This is a genomic window from Microbacterium sp. MPKO10 (assembly GCF_026107415.2).
Classification (GTDB): domain Bacteria; phylum Actinomycetota; class Actinomycetes; order Actinomycetales; family Microbacteriaceae; genus Paramicrobacterium.
In genome coordinates this window covers 135,953-152,831 of the sequence record NZ_JAPCHX010000006.1, presented here as the reverse complement: position 1 = coordinate 152,831, position 16,879 = coordinate 135,953, and the positions used below count along the sequence as shown (strand labels likewise).

Here is a 16,879-nt window from a genome sequence, read left to right as displayed (position 1 = left end):
CCCTCTCCCCCGAGCACGTGTTGGTTCGCACTCGACCACGTACGCTCTCCGTGTGCGCCACCCCTCGACCAGGGCTCTCCGGAACGCACAGGCAGTGTCGCGTCCGCACACGAGCGCGGGATCCGGCAGCGGTCACGGAAACAACCTCGGGCATGGATCCGTCATCGGCCGCAGACAATCGGCCGAGCTCCCCGTCACGAAGATCGAGCTCGGTGTCATCGCTCATCGGAGCAACCCCATGAGCGCCCGTCCTGCCCAGGGATCGCTCTTCGTGCGTGGCAGTGGAGAACGTTGGCAGATGAAACCGGCCTGAACACACAGAAGGAGAAGCCTCCGTTGTGCGTAAGTTCTCCGCACTGCCAAATACAGGAGGGCCCTCGGGGACGCGCTACTCTCCGAATCATCTGCACGTGCGTTGCCCAGAATGCCATGCACGTCGTGGACGGCCACCGCAGAAAACGGCCACCCTATATCAACGGTCATGGCGTATGAACACGTTGAATGGTCACGTCCCGTGGGCCAGCTGCACCGCACTCGACGTGACGTGTACCGAGCACGTAGCGGCAAAAGAAGGGCGAGGACACATAAGTGTCCCCGCCCTTCTCGTGGCTGTACGCCGCCTCAGCGGGCGAAATATCCTCGGTAGTATTCGTAAACCCAGCCGACAAGGGCGATCACGACAAGCGGCACGGCGAGGTACGACACCCAGAAGCCGACGGCGAGTCCAAGGAGAACCAAACCAGCTGACCCCGCGAGGAGAACCGGCCACCAGCTCCACGGGCTGAAATGCCCGAGCTCAGGGTCACCATCATCGATATTTGCGTCTACGCGATCCTCGGGCAGCACGCCCCCTTGGCTGCGGTGGACAAGCCCCAGATAGAACGCGATGAGACCGGCAAGAATCGCAACCAGGCCGAGCGCGATTGTTCCTGCCCACTCAATGCCTGCCTGGAGCGGATCAAGCACACCCCAGACCGCGTACATGCCGCACACCAGCAGAAAGAAAACGGCGATCGTCCAAAAGATGCGAATATTCGCGACCATAGGTCAGTTTCCCTTTCCGTCTGCATCCGAGCTGGACTGCGTCGTGTTGATGGCCGCCTGCCCCACCGGCATCATGGTCTCGGGATGGTTGAGGTCGAATGCGGGTCGCTCGGAGCGGATCCGGGGAATCGACGTGAAGTTGTGCCGTGGTGGCGGGCAGCTCGTTGCCCACTCCAGCGATGCTCCATAACCCCAGGGGTCGTCGACGGTGACCTTTGGCGAACGTCGTGCGGTGATGTACACGTTCAAGAAGAACGGGATCATCGACACCGCGAGGATCATCGCGCCAAATGTCGAGAGCTGGTTCATCCAGGTGAACCCATCGTCAGGCGAGTACGTCGCGTATCGGCGTGGCATGCCCATCACGCCGAGCCAGTGCTGCACGAGGAATGTGGTGTGGAACCCGATGAACAGCAACCAGAAGTGCCAGTAGCCCAGTCGCTCGTTCAGCAACTTTCCTGTCCACTTCGGCCACCAGAAGTAGAACCCGGAGAACATCGCGAACACAACGGTGCCGAACACCACGTAGTGGAAGTGCGCAACGACGAAATATGTGTCCGAGACATGGAAGTCAAGGGGCGGTGAGGCGAGGATGACACCTGTCAGTCCTCCGAAGGTGAACGTGATGAGGAACCCGATAGCCCAGAGCATTGGCGTCTCGAAGGTGATCGATCCTCGCCACATTGTGCCGATCCAGTTGAAGATCTTCACGCCCGTCGGAACAGCGATCAGCATTGTCATCAAGGAGAAGAACGGCAACAGGACGGACCCAGTGACATACATGTGGTGCGCCCACACGGTGACAGAGAGCGCCGCAATTGAGATAGTCGCGTACACGAGTGTCTTGTATCCGAAGATCGGTTTCCGGCTGAAGACAGGGAACACTTCTGACACGATGCCGAAGAATGGCAGCGCGATGATGTACACCTCGGGATGCCCGAAGAACCAGAAGAGGTGTTGCCAGAGGATCACTCCGCCATTCGCCGGGTTGAAGATCTGCGCGTCAAATACTCTGTCGGCACCGAGCCCGAACAACGCGGCCGCGAGGACCGGGAACGCCATCAGGATCAGCAGAGAGGTGATGAGCGTGTTCCAGGTGAAGATCGACATGCGGAACATCGTCATGCCGGGCGCACGCATGGTGATAATCGTCGTGATGAAGTTCACAGCGCCAAGGATCGTCCCGAATCCAGACATACCAAGGCCAAAGACCCAGAGATTCCCCCCGGCGCCCGGCGAGAACGTGGTACTCGACAAAGGCGTGTACGCGAACCAACCAAACGCGGCAGCACCTTGCGGCGTCAAGAAACCCGCGACAGCGATCATGCTTCCGAACAGGTAGAGCCAGAGCGCGAAGGCATTGAGCCGTGGGAATGCGACGTCAGGGGCACCGATCTGAAGCGGCATGAGCACGTTTGCGAATCCGGCGAACAGAGGGGTCGCGAACATGAGGAGCATGATCGTGCCGTGCATGGTGAACAGCTGGTTGTACTGTTCTTTCGTCGGAACCAGATCGAGACCAGGCTCGAACAGCTGGGCGCGGATGATCAGAGCCATCACGCCGCCGATGCAGAAGAACACGAAAGATCCGATGAGGTACATGTACCCGATCGTCTTGTGGTCTGTTGAGGTGATCCACTTGACGAGGATGTTTCCCTTGTGCTCAACCTGTGACTGGTTGACCACCTTCGCCTGTCCCTCGGGCAAGTCCGTTACTGTCGACAACGGTCTACTCCCCCTCTTCCCTCTTGTCTACCGACGACTTCTCGTCATCGGGCATGTTCTGGTTCCGGTCGTACTCCGCGCCGTAATCCCCGACCTGTCCCTTCGCGGCGAGATCATCGAGGTGAGCCTCATACTCGGCCTGGGACACGATCTTCACGTTGAACAGCATGAGCGAGTGGTATTCGCCACAGAGCTCTGCGCACTTACCGGCGTATGTGCCTTCTCGCTGTGTCTCGAACGACATGTAGTTGGTCTTGCCCGGATACATGTCCTTCTTGTAGAGGAAGTCAACGACCCAGAAAGAGTGAGCGACATCACGGGAATTCAGCGCGATCTTGACCTTGGAATCAACCGGCAGGTAAAGGGTCGGGAGCTTGTCCTGGTCGATCGTGCCGTCTTCGGCCTCGTCCGCCTGAACACCAGCGCTCCACACCTGCTGACCGTCGACAGCGTCGTCATAAACGAAGTCCCAAGCCCACTGCTTCGCGTACACCTCAACGACAACATCCGCTTCGTCGTCGGTGTACTGCGTTTCGATAGCCGTCTGGTCACGGGCGGTGAAGGCGAACATGCCGATCACGAGGATCAGCGGCACGAGAGTGTAGAAGATCTCGATCGGCATGTTGTATCTGAGCTGCGGAGGCAGGCCCGTCTGCCCCTTGCGCCGCCGATACACGACGATTGCCCAGATGATGAGCCCCCACGTCAGCAGACCGACGCCCAGCAGGACGATCCACGAGGATGTCCACAACGTGGCGACGGTCTCAGCATGGTTGGTCACGGCTTTCTCCCCCTCGATGAAGCCGGGGAGGAAACCGTGAAGCTCAGCTTGCGTGCAGCCGGCCAGCATCACTGTGAGAGCGATGCCGATCGGCAGTGCAGCCCAGCGGAGTCGTCTATTCGAGCGCACCTGGGACCTTTCGAAGACACTGGTAAATCACAGCTAGTCTAGCCCGATTACGAACGGTTCGCGTCACCAACGCCGTGGCCGAGGTCACAAAATCGGCTTACGTTCCGGGGCCGGAACAGAAAAAGACGGGGCAGGCGTCAAATCCGCCTGCCCCGTCTGCGATGCTTTCGCCTCAATCAGGCGAAACTGTCCCCGCACGCGCAGCTTCCTTGCGCATTCGGGTTATCGATTGTGAATCCCTGTTTCTGGATGGTGTCTTCGAAGTCGATCACAGCCCCGTCGAGATACGGAACGCTCATCTTGTCAACGATCACCTCGACGCCGCCGAAATCGACGGTCTCGTCGCCATCGAGCAACCGCTCGTCGAAGTACAGCTGGTATATAAGACCCGAGCAGCCGCCCGGCTGTACTGCCACCCGCAGGCGAAGGTCATCTCTGCCTTCCTGCTCCAGAAGGCTCTTCACCTTCGAAGACGCGGTGTCTGTCAGCTCGACGCCGTGTGCCTTCGTCGGGTTCTGAGTGGTCAGTGTGTCGCTCATGACTCTCCTCGTGATGTGTGCGCCCCGGTATGGGGATCTTCGGCCATGCTACTCGCCTTGATCGAGAAAGTGTCGAGTCTCGTGATCATCCGTTCAATGTTTCCAGCAGAATCGCCTCCGTAAGGATCGCCCGACGGAACACGCCGAGATGAAGCGACTCATTAGGACTGTGCGCGCGTGTATCCGGGTCTTCAACGCCGGTGATGAGAATTTCTGCGTCGGGGAATGTCGATACCAGGTCTGCGACGAACGGGATCGAACCACCGATGCCGGTGCTCACCGGCTCTTCGCCCCACCCGGCTCGCATAGCGTCGAGTGCGGCGGCTACCAACGGCCCTGATGTGTCAACGAGGAACGGACTCCCGGTGTCGACGTCGTCGATCGAGATTTCGGCCCCGAAAGGGATGTTGTCGTGAAGATGCTTTTCCAACGCCCGGTATGCGTCCTCAGCGTTCTGACCGGGCGCGATCCTGGCGCTGACGCGCACGGAGACCTGCGGCAGCAAGGTGTTCGAGGCACTGCCCACATCGGGAACGTCCATTCCTGTCACGGTGATCGCCGGCTTGTTCCACATCCGCCCGAGGATCTCCCCCGAGCCGGTGAGCGATGCCGACGGTCGCAGTCCTGCGTCGACTCGTAATTGCGCCTCGTCGAATTCAGGGGTCTCTGCATCTCTGCTCGTCAAGCCGCTCACGGCCACGGATCCGTCATCGTTCCAGAGGGTGTTCAGCAGCCGAATCGTCGCCATCATGGCGTCAGGGACGGCTCCGCCGAACATTCCGGAATGCGACGCGTGGTCAAGCGTGCGAATGTCAAGACGGAAAGTCACGTTGCCGCGAAGGCTCACCGTCAGCGAAGGGGTCGTTGTCGTCCAGTTGTCGGAATCGGCAACGACGATCGCGTCGGCCTCCAGGGTGTCACGATGCTGATCGAGGAAGGCAGAGAACGATCGGGAGCCGAACTCTTCCTCCCCTTCGATGAACAGAGCAAGCCCCACGTCGAGATCATTGCCATGCGCAGCCGCAATCGCTCGAATCGCGGCGATATGAGTCATCACGCCCGCCTTATCGTCGGCGGCGCCTCGCCCGTACAAACGGTCGCCTTTCACCACGGGTTCGAACGGTGCGGTGTCCCAGTCCTCATCCCGACCAGGCGGCTGCACGTCATGGTGCGCGTACAAAAGGATCGTCGGCTTTCCGTTTCGTGCTTCACGACGGGCCAGCACGGCAGGCTGACCAAGCTCGGACTTCCCGGCGATCGGCGCCCGTGAGATCTCGACGGTCTCGAAGACACCCGTCGCACGGACCAGATCGGCAACAGCTTCGGCGCTGCGCTGAACGTGTGCAGGGTCGAACGCGGACCACGACACTGATGGGATCCGCACCAGTTTGCTCAAATCGGCGATACTTTCCGGCATGCTCTCGGTGACAAGCCTGGCCAGATCGTCACCGTTGCCTGGGACATTCTCTGTGGAAACAGTCATGCAGGTAATCTTAAGAGCACGCAAACAACCGAGGATCACGTGACCAAGAAGACTTCAGACGATATACCCGACACGGCAGAGAGTCCGGATGCTGTCACCAGCGGTGGCAAGAAGGGCGCTCCGACGCCAAAACGCAGCGAGCAGGTAGCGGCGAATAAGCGTCCGCTCGTGCCCAATGACCGCAAAGAGGCGCGTCAGCGCGCACGTGCCCAGATGGCCGACCAGCGCGAGCGCGCACGCATCGGGATGGCCAATGGCGACGAGCGATACCTCCCCGAACGCGATCGAGGGCCGCAGAAGCGCTACGTGCGCGACTGGGTAGACGCACGCACGAGCCTCAGCGAGTTCATGCTCCCCTTCATGTTTTTGGTGATCGTTGCCACATTCATCCCGATCCCCCAGATTCAGGTGTACGGGATGTTCGCCCTGTGGGTGTTCTTCTTCATCATGGTGATCGAGTGCATTTTCGCGGGCTTGCGCGTGCGCAAACTGCTGCGCGAGAAGTTCGGAGAGACGCGCGTGGAGCGCGGTGTCCGCTGGTACGCGGCGATGCGCATGATTCAGCTGCGCAAGCTGCGCCTGCCGAAACCTCAGTCGGCACGCGGAGAGTATCCTCGCTGATCAGTGTGCGATCGTGAGTCTCGCAAGCTCACGATTGATGGCCCGTGCCCACAGCGGTCCTTCGTAGATGAAACCGCTGTACCCCTGGACGAGCGTGGCCCCAGCTTCGAGACGTTCGGCAACGTCGGCTCCGGTTTCGACTCCGCCGACCGAGATCACACACAGATCCTCGGGAACGACAGCTCGGATGACATGCAGAACCTCGAGTGACCGAGCTGCGAGCGGTGCGCCGGAGAGTCCGCCAGCGCCCGCCGCCTCAACGACTCCAGCATCCGTCGTCAGCCCCTCGCGCGAGAGTGTCGTATTCGTCGCGACGATCCCGGCCAGGCCCGTACGCACGACCAAGTCGCAAATGTTCTCGATCTCGTCATCCGCGAGGTCCGGAGCGATCTTGACCAGCAGCGGCGTCTCCCCCGACTCGGAGTTGAGCCGCTCGAGAAGCGGCTGCAGACGGTCACGGTCCTGCAGACCGCGGAGTCCCGGGGTGTTCGGCGATGACACGTTGACGACCAGGTAATCGGCGAGGCGAGCGACCATGCGGCAGCTGGCGACGTAGTCATCGTCGGCATCCGCGACGTCGACGACCCGGCTCTTGCCGATGTTCACGCCAATGACCGGACGAGCTCTGCGGCGATGAGCGCGGGCAAGACGTGGCGCAGCATCTTCTGCCCCTCGGTTGTTGAATCCCATCCGGTTGATGATTCCGCGATCGGGTATCAGCCGAAAGAGCCGCGGGCGCGGGTTACCCGGCTGCGGGCGCGCCGTCACCGTACCGACTTCAACGTGCCCGAATCCCAGCTGCCCCAACCCGGCTATCGCTTCGGCGTTCTTGTCAAACCCTGCGGCCACGCCGAAGGGCGAATCGAACGTGAGGCCAAGGGCGTTCACCCGCAGAGATGGGTCGGGGCGAGTGAACCGCCGCACGAGCGGCCCGATCCCGATACGCGGGAGAAGCCGGATCGCAATGAAGGCCAGGTGATGGGCGACCTCTGGATCGAGTCGGGACAGGAATAGCGAGAACAGCGTTCGGTACATTCAGTCAGCCTTTCTGGGGCGGGACCGCCTGGTCCAGCATCCGGTCACCGATTCTCGCCCTCGTCGCCCTCAGGGGAGGCAGAGGATGAATGCTCGCGGCGCAACGCCGCGATGGACTCTTCGAAGTCCTCAAGCGAGTCGAATGCCTGGTAGACACTCGCGAACCTCAGGTAGGCCACCTCGTCCAATTCGCGCAGTGGCGTCAGAATGGCCAGACCGATGTCATTGGCATCGATCTGCGACGTACCCGTCTGCCTGATCGCCTCTTCGACCCGTTGGGCGAGAACAGCAAGATCTGAGTCTGTCACGGGCCGTCCCTGGCAGGCCTTTCGAACTCCGGAGACGACCTTGTCCCGGCTGAACGATTCGACGACTCCGCTGCGCTTGATCACATTCAGACTCGATGTTTCGGTCGTGCTGAAGCGCCGACCGCATTCGGGACACTGGCGTCTGCGCCGAATCGAGAGCCCGTCGTCGCTCGTGCGCGAATCAATGACCCGCGAATCGGGGTGTCGGCAAAAGGGACAGTGCATGGTCTTCCAAACTCCCTCTCGGGATCGGCTTACGCCTCGAACCGTTCGGTGACGGCTTCGCCGTGAGCGGGGAGCCGCTCGGCGTTCGCGAGAGCCACTATCGATGCGGATGCTGACTGAAGCGCCGCTCTTTCGTATTCGATGATCTGCTGCGGCCGGAGAAACGTGTATGCGCCGAGCCCGGCGGCGAACCGTGCCTGCCCTCCTGTCGGGAGCACGTGGTTCGATCCCGCCAGATAGTCACCGAGGCTCACCGGGGTGTAACTGCCCAAGAAGATCGCCCCGGCTGACGTGATGTGCTCCAGGGTGCCGTGCGGATCGTGCGTCTGAATCTCCAGGTGCTCCGGGCCATAGGCGTTGCTGACCTCAGCCGCGGTCGGGATGTCCGACACCAGCACGATGGCGGATTGCGGGCCGCTCAGCGCTCGACGTGCACGGTCACCGTTCGCTGTCGCCTCCACCAGTTCGTCAAGTCGGCTGGTGACCTCGTGGGCGAGGCGTGGCGAGTCGGTGACGAGCACGGATGCTGCCGCGTCATCGTGCTCCGCCTGACTGACCAGATCGGCTGCGACGTGGCGGGCATCAGCGGTGCCGTCCGCGATGATGAGGATCTCTGTGGTCCCCGCCTCGGAGTCGATGCCGACCTGACCACGCACCAGTCGTTTCGCGGCGGCCACATAGATGTTGCCGGGGCCGGTGACCACATCGACCGGGGCGAGGCCCAGATCGGGAACGCCATAGGCGAACGCGCCGATCGCCCCGGCACCGCCCATGGCGTAGACCTCGGTGATGCCGAGCAGACCGGCAGCCCCGAGAATCGTCGGGTGCACTCCCCCGTCGAACTCGCGCTGCGCCGGCGACGCGAGAGCGATCGACGTCACCCCGGCCACCTGAGCGGGGACGACATTCATCACGACGCTCGAGGGATAGACAGCCTTTCCTCCGGGCACGTACAGGCCCACCCTCTCGACGGGCTGCCACCGCTGCACGATGGAAGCCCCGTGACCCATTTCTGTGCGCCGCTGCGGCGGGATCTGCGCCGCTGTCGCACGGCGAACACGACCGATGGCCTCGGTCAGCGCTTCTCGGACGGACGGGTCGAGAGTCAGCACGGCACCGTCGATGTCTTTCTGCGGCACGCGCAGCGCTGTCGGGCGGACTCTGTCGAAGCGCTCAGCCTGCTCCAGAAGAGCGGCAGAGCCGCCGGATCTCACGGCGCTGATCAGCTTCTCAGCAGAGTCACTGGCGACGGAGACGTCAACGGTCGGGCGCGGAAGCGCGGAGAGCACGTCAGCATGGCTGAGGTCGCGCGAGCGCAGGTCGATAAGCGAGATCATTTGCTGATCATCATACCGGTGCCCGACGCGTCAGCCTCGCGTCAGGCCCCCGATATCGGTGAGGATGCCCACACGTCCGTCGTCGTGCCGGATCACGAGAGCATCGTCCCGTTCTTCGACGGCCAGCGCCCAGGCATCAGGTCCGATCTCGAACAGCTGCTCTCCGCCTGCCTCGTCCAGGACGGGGCGCGGATGCGGCGACCAGACCCAGAACGGCGACGCGCTGTGCGACGACGCGCCGTTGACGTGCCCCGATGCACTCACCGGAGCAGACCCGGTGCCCGACGCGTGATCATCGACGTGGCCACCGCTCTCAGCCCCAGACGCCGATGCGTCAGCCGGTTCCTCTGCGGGCACGTCAGTCTGATCTGACGACGGTGCCACTGGCTCGGCAACCGACTGGGGTTCCGGCACTGCTGATGCTCCGTGCTGACCATCGGCCGACTCGGTGCCCGATTGTTCGTTTGCCGGGTTGCCCGTGCGTTCGTCCTGCGGCGCATCTGCAGGTGCTCCGACCACCGGCGCAGAGAAACGTGGGGACGGAGCTGCGTACGGCGACTGGGGTGCCTGCGCCTCGGGGGCAGATGTGTGACCGGTGGGCGCCGCATACGGGCCCGGTGCCTGTCCGTACCCACCAGGCTGCGGCATGGGGGCCTGGTATCCGGGCATCGGTGCGGGCTTAGGCGCACGGGCGATCGGCTTAGCCTGACGCGCCGTCACGTGTGCGTCGACGACGTCTCGACCGCGGAAGTCTGCGGCGAACGGCGGGATAAACGTCGCGCAGGTGGTGACCGCGACGAAGACGAGTGAGAACAGGAGGCCGAGGAGCGGCCCGAAGCTCAGCGACACCGAAACGAAGCCAAAGCCGCCCCCGACAGCCTGCCCCAGACCGAGGACGACAAATGTAACGCCGAGGTACGTCGCAGCCGAGACGATCGCGGTGACCGAGGCAAACTGGTCGACCGACAATGAACCGACGCGCATCCGAACACCGGGCGCAAGTCTGCGGATCAGCACCAGGACAGCGGCGGCGACTGGCAGGAGCGCCCCCGGAATGGCGAGCGGCCAGACGGGGTTCCACAGATTCGTTCCGCTTCCGAAGCTGCTCGCGATCATCGGCAGGAAGGACGAGACCAGCACCAGCACGACGGCGATAAAGAGAATCAGCTCACGCAGCGTGAACGGTCCAACCAGGATGCTGTCCGACGGCGACCGCTGCGGTTGAGGCGCCGGGTATCCCTGCGGCTGCGGAGCCGGGTATCCCTGCGGACGCTGAGGCGCACCGTACTGCGACGGCGGCACGGGTGCTCCCTGGTGCGGCGTCGGTTGTTGAGCGGGATTCCAGCCTGATGCCGGATGCTGGTTGGTCATAGCGTGATACTCCACATCATCGTATTGAGCGGCGCGGCCATCTTAGCCGAGGCAGTTCGGCCCGAGAAGTGACTTGAGCTCGCCGAACAGGTCCGCGGTGACAGACACGGGCATCGGCACATCGAAGACGCGCGCGACATCCCCACGCAGCAACCGTAACCGCACCTCATTCTCGCCCTTGTGGCGCCCAAGGATCTCGGCGAGCTCGGTCACAGCTTCCGTCGTGGCCCGCCGTTCGGGCACATTGAGCACGAGCGGTCCAGCCGGTCCGTCCTGCTGCAGGTCGGGGCTGAAGATCGAGTACGCATGCAGGTTCATTCCATCGTCACGCATGCTCACCCGGCCTCGCACGACGACGATGGTGTCCCCTTGCAGCGTGTGCTGGTATTCCTGGTACGCCTTGCCCATGAACATCACGGTCATCTCACTGCCGAAGTCCTCGACGGTGATCATGCCGTACGGGTTACCCGATGTCTTGGCGACGCGATGCTGCACGCCGGTCACCAGGCCCGCGATTGTGACGGTATCGCCGTCCTGCGTGTGTTCCGAGGTTGTCAGATCGGTGATCGACGTGCTGGCGAGCTTCGCCAACTGCACTTCGAGCCCGGCAAGAGGGTGATCGGAGACATAGAGCCCGAGCATCTCTCGTTCGAACGCGAGTTTGTCTTTCTTCGCCCATTCCGGGCGTTCCGGAACCTGCGTGACCTCGGCCTGCCCAGCCTCGGCGAAGAGGCTGTCGAAGTCGAAACCGACCTGTCCCGTCGCCTCCATCCGCTTCTCACGGACAGCGGACTCGACGGCGTCCTCGTGGATCTCGACAAGCGCCCGCCGCGACGAGCCCATGCGGTCGAACGCACCCGATTTGATCAGCGACTCCACCGTGCGCTTGTTCGTGACGTGGGCGGGAACCTTGCGGAGGAAATCGTGGAAGTTCTCGAACCGGCCCTTCTCGCGGCGCGCCGCGACAATGCCGTCGACGACGTTCGTCCCCACGTTGCGCACGGCGCCGAGGCCGAACCTGATATCTTCGCCCACCGCGGCGAAAAAGTTGATGGACTCGTCCACGTCAGGCGGAAGCACCTTGATGCCCATACGTCGGCACTCGTTGAGGTACATCGCGAGCTTGTCGCGCGAGTCGCCGACGCTCGTGAGCAGCGCGGCCATGTACTCAGCCGGATAGTGTGCTTTGAGGTAGGCCGTCCAGTACGCGATGACGCCATACGCCGCGGAGTGGGCCTTGTTGAATGCGTAGTCCGAGAACGGCAGCAGGATGTCCCAGAGCGCCTTGATCGCTCCGTCCGAGTATCCGCGCTCTTTCATTCCCTCGCTGAAACCCACGTATTGCTTGTCGAGCTCGGACTTCTTCTTCTTACCCATGGCCCGGCGCAGAATGTCTGCTTGGCCAAGCGAGAACCCGGCGACCTTCTGCGCGATCGCCATCACCTGTTCCTGATAGATGATGAGGCCGTAGGTGGTGTCGAGGATGTCGGCGAGGGGCTCCTCGAGCTCCGGGTGGATCGGCGTGATCTTCTGGGCGCCGTTCTTGCGCAACGCGTAGTTGGTATGAGAATCGGCACCCATCGGCCCCGGACGGTACAGCGCGATGACAGCCGACACGTCCTCGAAGTTGTCGGGCTTCATCAGGCGCAGCAGGCTGCGCATGGGCCCGCCATCGAGCTGGAAAACGCCGAGCGTGTCGCCGCGGGCAAGCAGATCGTATGCCGGCTGGTCGTCGAGCCCGAGAGTCTCGAGGTCAAGGCTCTGCTGCCGGTTCGTCTCAATGTTGGCGAGGGCGTCTGAGATGACTGTGAGGTTGCGCAGGCCGAGGAAGTCCATTTTGATCAGGCCGAGGGACTCGCACGACGGGTAGTCGAACTGCGTGACGATCTGACCATCTTGCTCGCGTTTCATCACGGGGATGATGTCGAGGAGCGGATCACTCGACATGATCACGCCGGCCGCGTGCACGCCCCACTGGCGCTTCAGATTCTCGATGCCGAGCGCGGTGTCGAAGACGTTCTTTGCGTCTGGATCGGTCTCGACAACGGATCGGATATCGGAGGCTTCTTTGTAGCGCGCATGCTCTTTGTCAAAGATGCCGGTGAGCGGGATGTCCTTCCCCATGACGGGAGGCGGCATCGCCTTCGTGAGCTTCTCGCCCATGCCGAAGGGATAGCCGAGCACGCGGGCGGAGTCTTTGAGCGCCTGCTTCGCCTTGATCGTTCCGTAGGTGACGATCTGGGAGACGCGCTCGTCGCCGTATTTCTCGGTGACGTACTTGATCACTTCGCCCCGGCGGCGGTCGTCGAAGTCGACGTCGAAGTCGGGCATGGACACGCGATCGGGGTTGAGGAAGCGCTCGAAGATCAGCCCGTGCTCCAGCGGGTCGAGGTCGGTGATGCGCATCGCATACGCGACCATCGACCCCGCACCGGAGCCGCGCCCCGGGCCGACACGGATGTTGTTGTCTTTGGACCAGTTGATGAAGTCGGCGACGACGAGGAAGTATCCGGGAAAACCCATCTGCGAGATGATGCCGATTTCGTATTCGGCACGTTCGCGCACAGCATCCGGAATGCCCTGCGGATAGCGGTACTCGAGCCCCTTCTCTGTCTCTTTCACGAACCAGGTCTGCTCGGTCTCCCCCTCTGGAACGGGGAAGCGCGGCATGTAGTTCGCCGTCGTGTCAAACGTGACATTGCAGCGCTCCGCGATTTCGAGCGTGTTGTCGCAGGCGTCAGGGTGGTCGCGGAAGAGCATGCGCATCTCGTCCGCCGACTTCAGGTAGAACTCGTCAGCGTCGAACTTGAACCGGTTGGGGTCATCGATCGTCGCCCCCGACTGAACGCAGAGCAGCGCTGAGTGGCTCTTGGCGTCTGACGCGTGCGTGTAGTGGAGGTCGTTCGTCGCCACAAGCTTCAGGCCGAGGTCTTTCGCCAGATCGAGCAGCTCGGTAGCGACGCGCTTCTCGATGCCGATGCCGTGGTCCATGAGCTCGCAGTAGTAGTTCTCGGGCCCGAAGATGTCACGGAAATCGGCTGCCGCCTCACGTGCCTCTTTGTACTGCCCGAGTCGCAGTCGCGTTTGTACCTCGCCGCTGGGGCAGCCCGTCGTTGCGATGATGCCCTTCGAATACTGCTCGAGCAGTTCGCGATCCATTCGGGGCTTGAAGTAGTAGCCCTCAATGGATGCACGTGACGACAGCCGGAAGAGATTGTGCATTCCCTCCGTCGTTTCGGCGAGCATCGTCATGTGCGTATACGCGCCCGAACCGGAGACGTCGTCGCCGCCGCCGTTTCCCCACCGCACCCGTGTGCGGTCGCTGCGATGCGTGCCCGGGGTGATGTACGCCTCGGTTCCGATGATCGGCTTGATACCGGCCGATGTCGCCGTGCTCCAGAAGTCGAAGGCACCGAACATATTGCCGTGGTCGGTGACCGCGAGGGCCGGCATCTGCTGGTCTGCTGCCGCTTTGACCACCTCGTTGATGCGGGCAGCACCGTCGAGCATCGAGAACTCGCTGTGGACGTGCAGATGAACGAACGAGTCAGTTGAGGACACCATTACTCCGTGTGACGACGACGATATGCTTCCACCCTAGTCGCGACCCAAGACATCGAGAGCGTGCTGCAGATCGGGTGCGTACGGGGCCGAGAACGACACGCGTTCCCCGGTCGCGGGGTGGTCGAACGAGAGACGCACGGCCTGCAGCCATTGCCGCGTCAGGCCGAGTCGCGCGGCCACCGTCGGATCCGCGCCGTAAAGGGGATCGCCGACACAGGGATGCCGCACAGCGGCCATGTGCACGCGGATCTGATGCGTGCGCCCGGTCTCGAGATGAATCTCGAGGAGACTTGCGGAGGGGAAGGCCTCGAGCGTCTCATAATGCGTGACGGAGGGTTTGCCGTCGACAGTGACGGCGAACTTCCAGTCGTGCTTGGGGTGCCGCCCGATGGCCCCGTCGATCGTGCCCTTCAGCGGATCGGGATGCCCCTGAACGACCGCGTGATAGATCTTCTCGACCTCACGATCGTGAAAAGCACGTTTGAGCGCTGCATAGGCCCGCTCAGACTTCGCAACAACCATGAGGCCGCTCGTTCCGACGTCGAGGCGGTGGACGATGCCTGCACGTTCTGCTTGACCGGACGTCGCGATCGTGTAGCCCGCAGCGGCGAGAGCGCCGAGCACGGTCGGGCCCGTCCATCCGACGGAAGGGTGCGCGGCGACGCCCGTCGGCTTGTCGACGACGACGATGTCGTCATCGTCGTGCACGATGCCGAGGTCGTCGACGGCGCGAGGCTCGATGACGGGCTCATGCCGCGGCGTCCATGTGACAGAGAGCCACCCGTCAGCGTGCAGTCGGTCGGACTTCTGCAGCGAACGTCCGTCGAGCTCCACTCCCCCGGCTTCGATCACTTCGGCGGCGAACGATCGCGAGAATCCAAGAAGCTTCGCGATGCCGGCATCCGCGCGCGTGCCCTCGAGTCCGTCGGGGACCGGGAGGCTCCGCGACTCCATCAGAGTTCCTTCTGCGGTGTCTGGCCGTCGGTGGCCGGGCCATCCGAGACGGCACCTGTGCCCGGTTCTTCTGCGTGGCCCGCGTCGCTTTCGTTGTCTGACACCTCGTCAGCCCCAGGACGCTGCTTGACCGCACGTTTGCCGTCCAGCCCGACGCCCAGCAGCGTCAGCAGGATGAAGACTCCCATTGCGACACAGATGCCGATATCCGCGACGTTGTAGATCGCGGGGATCATCCAGGGCGTGGAGATGAAGTCGACAACGTGGCCGAGTCCGAACGAGGGCTCACGAAAGAGCCGGTCCGTCAGGTTGCCGAGGACACCGCCCAGCAGGAGGCCGAACACCAGGCCCCACCAGACTGAGCGAATACGTCGAGCCATCACGATGATCACGACGACGACGACGGCCGCGAGAATCGAGAAGATCCACGTGGCACCGGAGGCGAGCGAGAAAGCGGCACCCGGATTGCGAACGAGAATGAACTGCAGCACGTCGTTCAGGACCGGGATACGCTCACCGGCCTCGAGGTTCGAGACGACGAGATATTTCGTCAGCTGATCTAGCCCCAACCACAGCACAGCCACGGTGAAAAGAACGCTGAGCGCTCGGACCGTGGCTGTGCGCGAAGGTGAATCAGGCAAGACCTAGTGGCTTGTCGACTCGGACAGCTGCGATGAGCCAGTCGACGGGCTGGACTTGTCGAGATCCTTCAGGTGGCCTTCGATGTAGCTGCGGAGGTTCTGGCGGTACTCGCTCTCGAACTGACGGAGCTCGTCGATCTTCTTCTCGAGACCCGACTTCGCAGTTTCGAGCTTCGCCAGCTCATCGCGCTGCTTGGCCTCGGCCTCAGCGACGACGCGAGCGGCCGTTGCGTGACCCTCGGCGATCAGCTGGTCGCGCTTTTCCGAGCCCTCACGCACGTGCTCGTCGTGCAGACGGCGGGCAAGCACAAGGAGGCTGTTGGAGCTTTCGGACTCGTCGCCCGACGTCTCGGCTGCCGCGACCGGAGCTTCGGCCGCGGCCGGAGCCGCGGGAACCGGTGCCGGTGCGGGAGCGGCCGCCGCTGGCTTCTCGGCGACAAACTCAGATGTCGTGGGCTCACTGGAGCTTGGCGTGCTCGATCCAGCTTCGGCCTTGGAGACCTGCTCCTTGAGGTTTTCGTTCTCCTGGATCAAACGGCGCAGCTCAACAACGACCTCGTCGAGGAAATCGTCGACCTCGTCCTGGTCGTACCCCTCGCGAAACTTGGTCTGCTGAAACTGCTTATTGACTACGTCTTCCGGAGTGAGCGCCATGGCTTACCACCTTCATGTGTTCTGAGTTATGTGTAGCGTGCCCACGTTAGCAAACACGACGGCAATTTGTCGGACGCACGTCGTGTGACGGCATTCCCAACTTTACAGCCCGTTTCGTTCATTCGCCCGACACTCTATGCGGAGAGTCTGAATGTCTGCTTGTCTTCCGTTTAGAGGAATCCGACGAAGAACATTGCCACGATCACGCACAGCATCGTGATCGTCCATCCGAAATCAAGTGCGACGGCTCCCAGACGAACCGGAGGGAGCACACGTCGGAAGAAGTTCACGGGCGGGTCCGTGACGGAGTAGACAACCTCGGCCGCAACGAGGCCCGCGCCGCGAGGTCTCCAGGCTCGATTGAACGTACGCATGAGGTCGAGAATGAACCGACCCCACATCACGAAAAAGTACAAGAGCAGCACCAGGTAGAGGATGCTGCCAATCCAGGAAATGACAGAACTCACC

At 62.5% G+C, this 16,879-nt stretch carries 16 protein-coding genes; 2 read left to right on the top strand and 14 right to left on the bottom strand.

Going from position 1 to position 16,879, the window contains the following annotated elements; translation table 11 throughout:
• Window positions 1-94: 94 nt before the first annotated feature.
• A complete protein-coding gene (locus OK352_RS14285) occupies window positions 95-313 on the top strand; it encodes a hypothetical protein (RefSeq protein WP_265142176.1) in 219 nt (72 codons plus the stop codon).
• 308 nt (window positions 314-621) lie between these two features.
• On the opposite strand, the gene OK352_RS14280 is transcribed toward OK352_RS14285, so the two are convergent.
• The 5 genes from OK352_RS14280 to OK352_RS14260 all read right to left on the bottom strand — a co-directional run bounded on the left by OK352_RS14280 (window position 622) and on the right by OK352_RS14260 (window position 5,701).
• Window positions 622-1,044, bottom strand: coding sequence for a cytochrome c oxidase subunit 4 (locus OK352_RS14280; RefSeq protein WP_265142175.1), 423 nt, complete (start codon window positions 1,042-1,044; stop codon window positions 622-624).
• Window positions 1,045-1,047: 3 nt separating this feature from the next.
• Window positions 1,048-2,769: an aa3-type cytochrome oxidase subunit I gene (gene ctaD / locus OK352_RS14275; RefSeq protein ID WP_265142174.1), complete on the bottom strand. Its 1,722-nt coding sequence runs from the start codon at window positions 2,767-2,769 to the stop codon at window positions 1,048-1,050.
• Window positions 2,770-2,773: 4 nt separating this feature from the next.
• Window positions 2,774-3,679, bottom strand: coding sequence for an aa3-type cytochrome oxidase subunit II (coxB, locus tag OK352_RS14270; protein WP_265142169.1), 906 nt, complete (start codon window positions 3,677-3,679; stop codon window positions 2,774-2,776).
• 176 nt (window positions 3,680-3,855) lie between these two features.
• Window positions 3,856-4,218 carry an iron-sulfur cluster insertion protein ErpA gene (gene erpA / locus OK352_RS14265; RefSeq protein WP_265142168.1) on the bottom strand — a complete coding sequence of 121 codons (363 nt, stop codon included), beginning with the start codon at window positions 4,216-4,218 and terminating at the stop codon, window positions 3,856-3,858.
• An 85-nt stretch (window positions 4,219-4,303) separates the two neighbouring features.
• Window positions 4,304-5,701 (bottom strand): dipeptidase, encoded by a 1,398-nt coding sequence (locus tag OK352_RS14260; protein WP_265142167.1) that lies wholly within the window; start codon window positions 5,699-5,701, stop codon window positions 4,304-4,306.
• Window positions 5,702-5,740: 39 nt separating this feature from the next.
• Here OK352_RS14260 and OK352_RS14255 point away from each other — a divergent pair, with 39 nt between their 5' ends.
• On the top strand, window positions 5,741-6,322 hold the full coding sequence (locus tag OK352_RS14255) for a DUF3043 domain-containing protein (RefSeq protein WP_265142166.1): 582 nt from the start codon (window positions 5,741-5,743) through the stop codon (window positions 6,320-6,322).
• Here OK352_RS14255 and OK352_RS14250 read toward each other — a convergent pair whose 3' ends face one another.
• The 9 genes from OK352_RS14250 to OK352_RS14210 form a co-directional block, all read right to left on the bottom strand.
• Window positions 6,323-7,357 carry a quinone-dependent dihydroorotate dehydrogenase gene (locus tag OK352_RS14250; protein WP_265142165.1) on the bottom strand — a complete coding sequence of 345 codons (1,035 nt, stop codon included), beginning with the start codon at window positions 7,355-7,357 and terminating at the stop codon, window positions 6,323-6,325. It lies immediately after the preceding gene.
• Between the two features lie 44 nt (window positions 7,358-7,401).
• On the bottom strand, window positions 7,402-7,890 hold the full coding sequence (nrdR, locus tag OK352_RS14245; protein WP_265142164.1) for a transcriptional regulator NrdR: 489 nt from the start codon (window positions 7,888-7,890) through the stop codon (window positions 7,402-7,404).
• Between the two features lie 29 nt (window positions 7,891-7,919).
• Window positions 7,920-9,227, bottom strand: coding sequence for a histidinol dehydrogenase (gene hisD, locus OK352_RS14240; RefSeq protein WP_265142163.1), 1,308 nt, complete (start codon window positions 9,225-9,227; stop codon window positions 7,920-7,922).
• A 30-nt stretch (window positions 9,228-9,257) separates the two neighbouring features.
• Window positions 9,258-10,598: a hypothetical protein gene (locus OK352_RS14235; protein WP_265142162.1), complete on the bottom strand. Its 1,341-nt coding sequence runs from the start codon at window positions 10,596-10,598 to the stop codon at window positions 9,258-9,260.
• 42 nt (window positions 10,599-10,640) lie between these two features.
• Window positions 10,641-14,162: a DNA polymerase III subunit alpha gene (dnaE, locus tag OK352_RS14230; RefSeq protein ID WP_265142161.1), complete on the bottom strand. Its 3,522-nt coding sequence runs from the start codon at window positions 14,160-14,162 to the stop codon at window positions 10,641-10,643.
• Between the two features lie 33 nt (window positions 14,163-14,195).
• The gene (locus OK352_RS14225; protein ID WP_265142160.1) at window positions 14,196-15,116 is read right to left on the bottom strand and encodes an RluA family pseudouridine synthase; all 921 of its coding nucleotides are present in this window, start codon (window positions 15,114-15,116) and stop codon (window positions 14,196-14,198) included.
• Entirely contained in the window at window positions 15,116-15,757 is a 642-nt protein-coding gene (gene lspA / locus OK352_RS14220; protein ID WP_265142159.1) for a signal peptidase II, read from the bottom strand. The genes OK352_RS14225 and lspA overlap by 1 nt, the downstream gene beginning before the upstream one ends.
• 3 nt (window positions 15,758-15,760) lie before the next feature.
• Window positions 15,761-16,411: a DivIVA domain-containing protein gene (locus OK352_RS14215; protein ID WP_265142158.1), complete on the bottom strand. Its 651-nt coding sequence runs from the start codon at window positions 16,409-16,411 to the stop codon at window positions 15,761-15,763.
• A gap of 170 nt (window positions 16,412-16,581) precedes the next feature.
• Window positions 16,582-16,878 carry a YggT family protein gene (locus OK352_RS14210; RefSeq protein WP_265142157.1) on the bottom strand — a complete coding sequence of 99 codons (297 nt, stop codon included), beginning with the start codon at window positions 16,876-16,878 and terminating at the stop codon, window positions 16,582-16,584.
• Window position 16,879 lies beyond the last annotated feature (1 nt).

Bases quoted from the DNA above. Each gene is read 5' to 3' on its own strand.
- OK352_RS14280 (WP_265142175.1), bottom strand. From the start codon at position 1,044: ATGGTCGCGAATATTCGCATCTTTTGGACGATCGCCGTTTTCTTTCTG.
- erpA (WP_265142168.1), bottom strand. From the start codon at position 4,218: ATGAGCGACACACTGACCACTCAGAACCCGACGAAGGCACACGGCGTC.
- OK352_RS14260 (WP_265142167.1), bottom strand. From the start codon at position 5,701: ATGACTGTTTCCACAGAGAATGTCCCAGGCAACGGTGACGATCTGGCC.
- OK352_RS14250 (WP_265142165.1), bottom strand. From the start codon at position 7,357: ATGTACCGAACGCTGTTCTCGCTATTCCTGTCCCGACTCGATCCAGAG.
- nrdR (WP_265142164.1), bottom strand. From the start codon at position 7,890: ATGCACTGTCCCTTTTGCCGACACCCCGATTCGCGGGTCATTGATTCG.
- hisD (WP_265142163.1), bottom strand. From the start codon at position 9,227: ATGATCTCGCTTATCGACCTGCGCTCGCGCGACCTCAGCCATGCTGAC.
- OK352_RS14235 (WP_265142162.1), bottom strand. From the start codon at position 10,598: ATGACCAACCAGCATCCGGCATCAGGCTGGAATCCCGCTCAACAACCG.
- dnaE (WP_265142161.1), bottom strand. From the start codon at position 14,162: ATGGTGTCCTCAACTGACTCGTTCGTTCATCTGCACGTCCACAGCGAG.
- OK352_RS14225 (WP_265142160.1), bottom strand. From the start codon at position 15,116: ATGGAGTCGCGGAGCCTCCCGGTCCCCGACGGACTCGAGGGCACGCGC.
- OK352_RS14215 (WP_265142158.1), bottom strand. From the start codon at position 16,411: ATGGCGCTCACTCCGGAAGACGTAGTCAATAAGCAGTTTCAGCAGACC.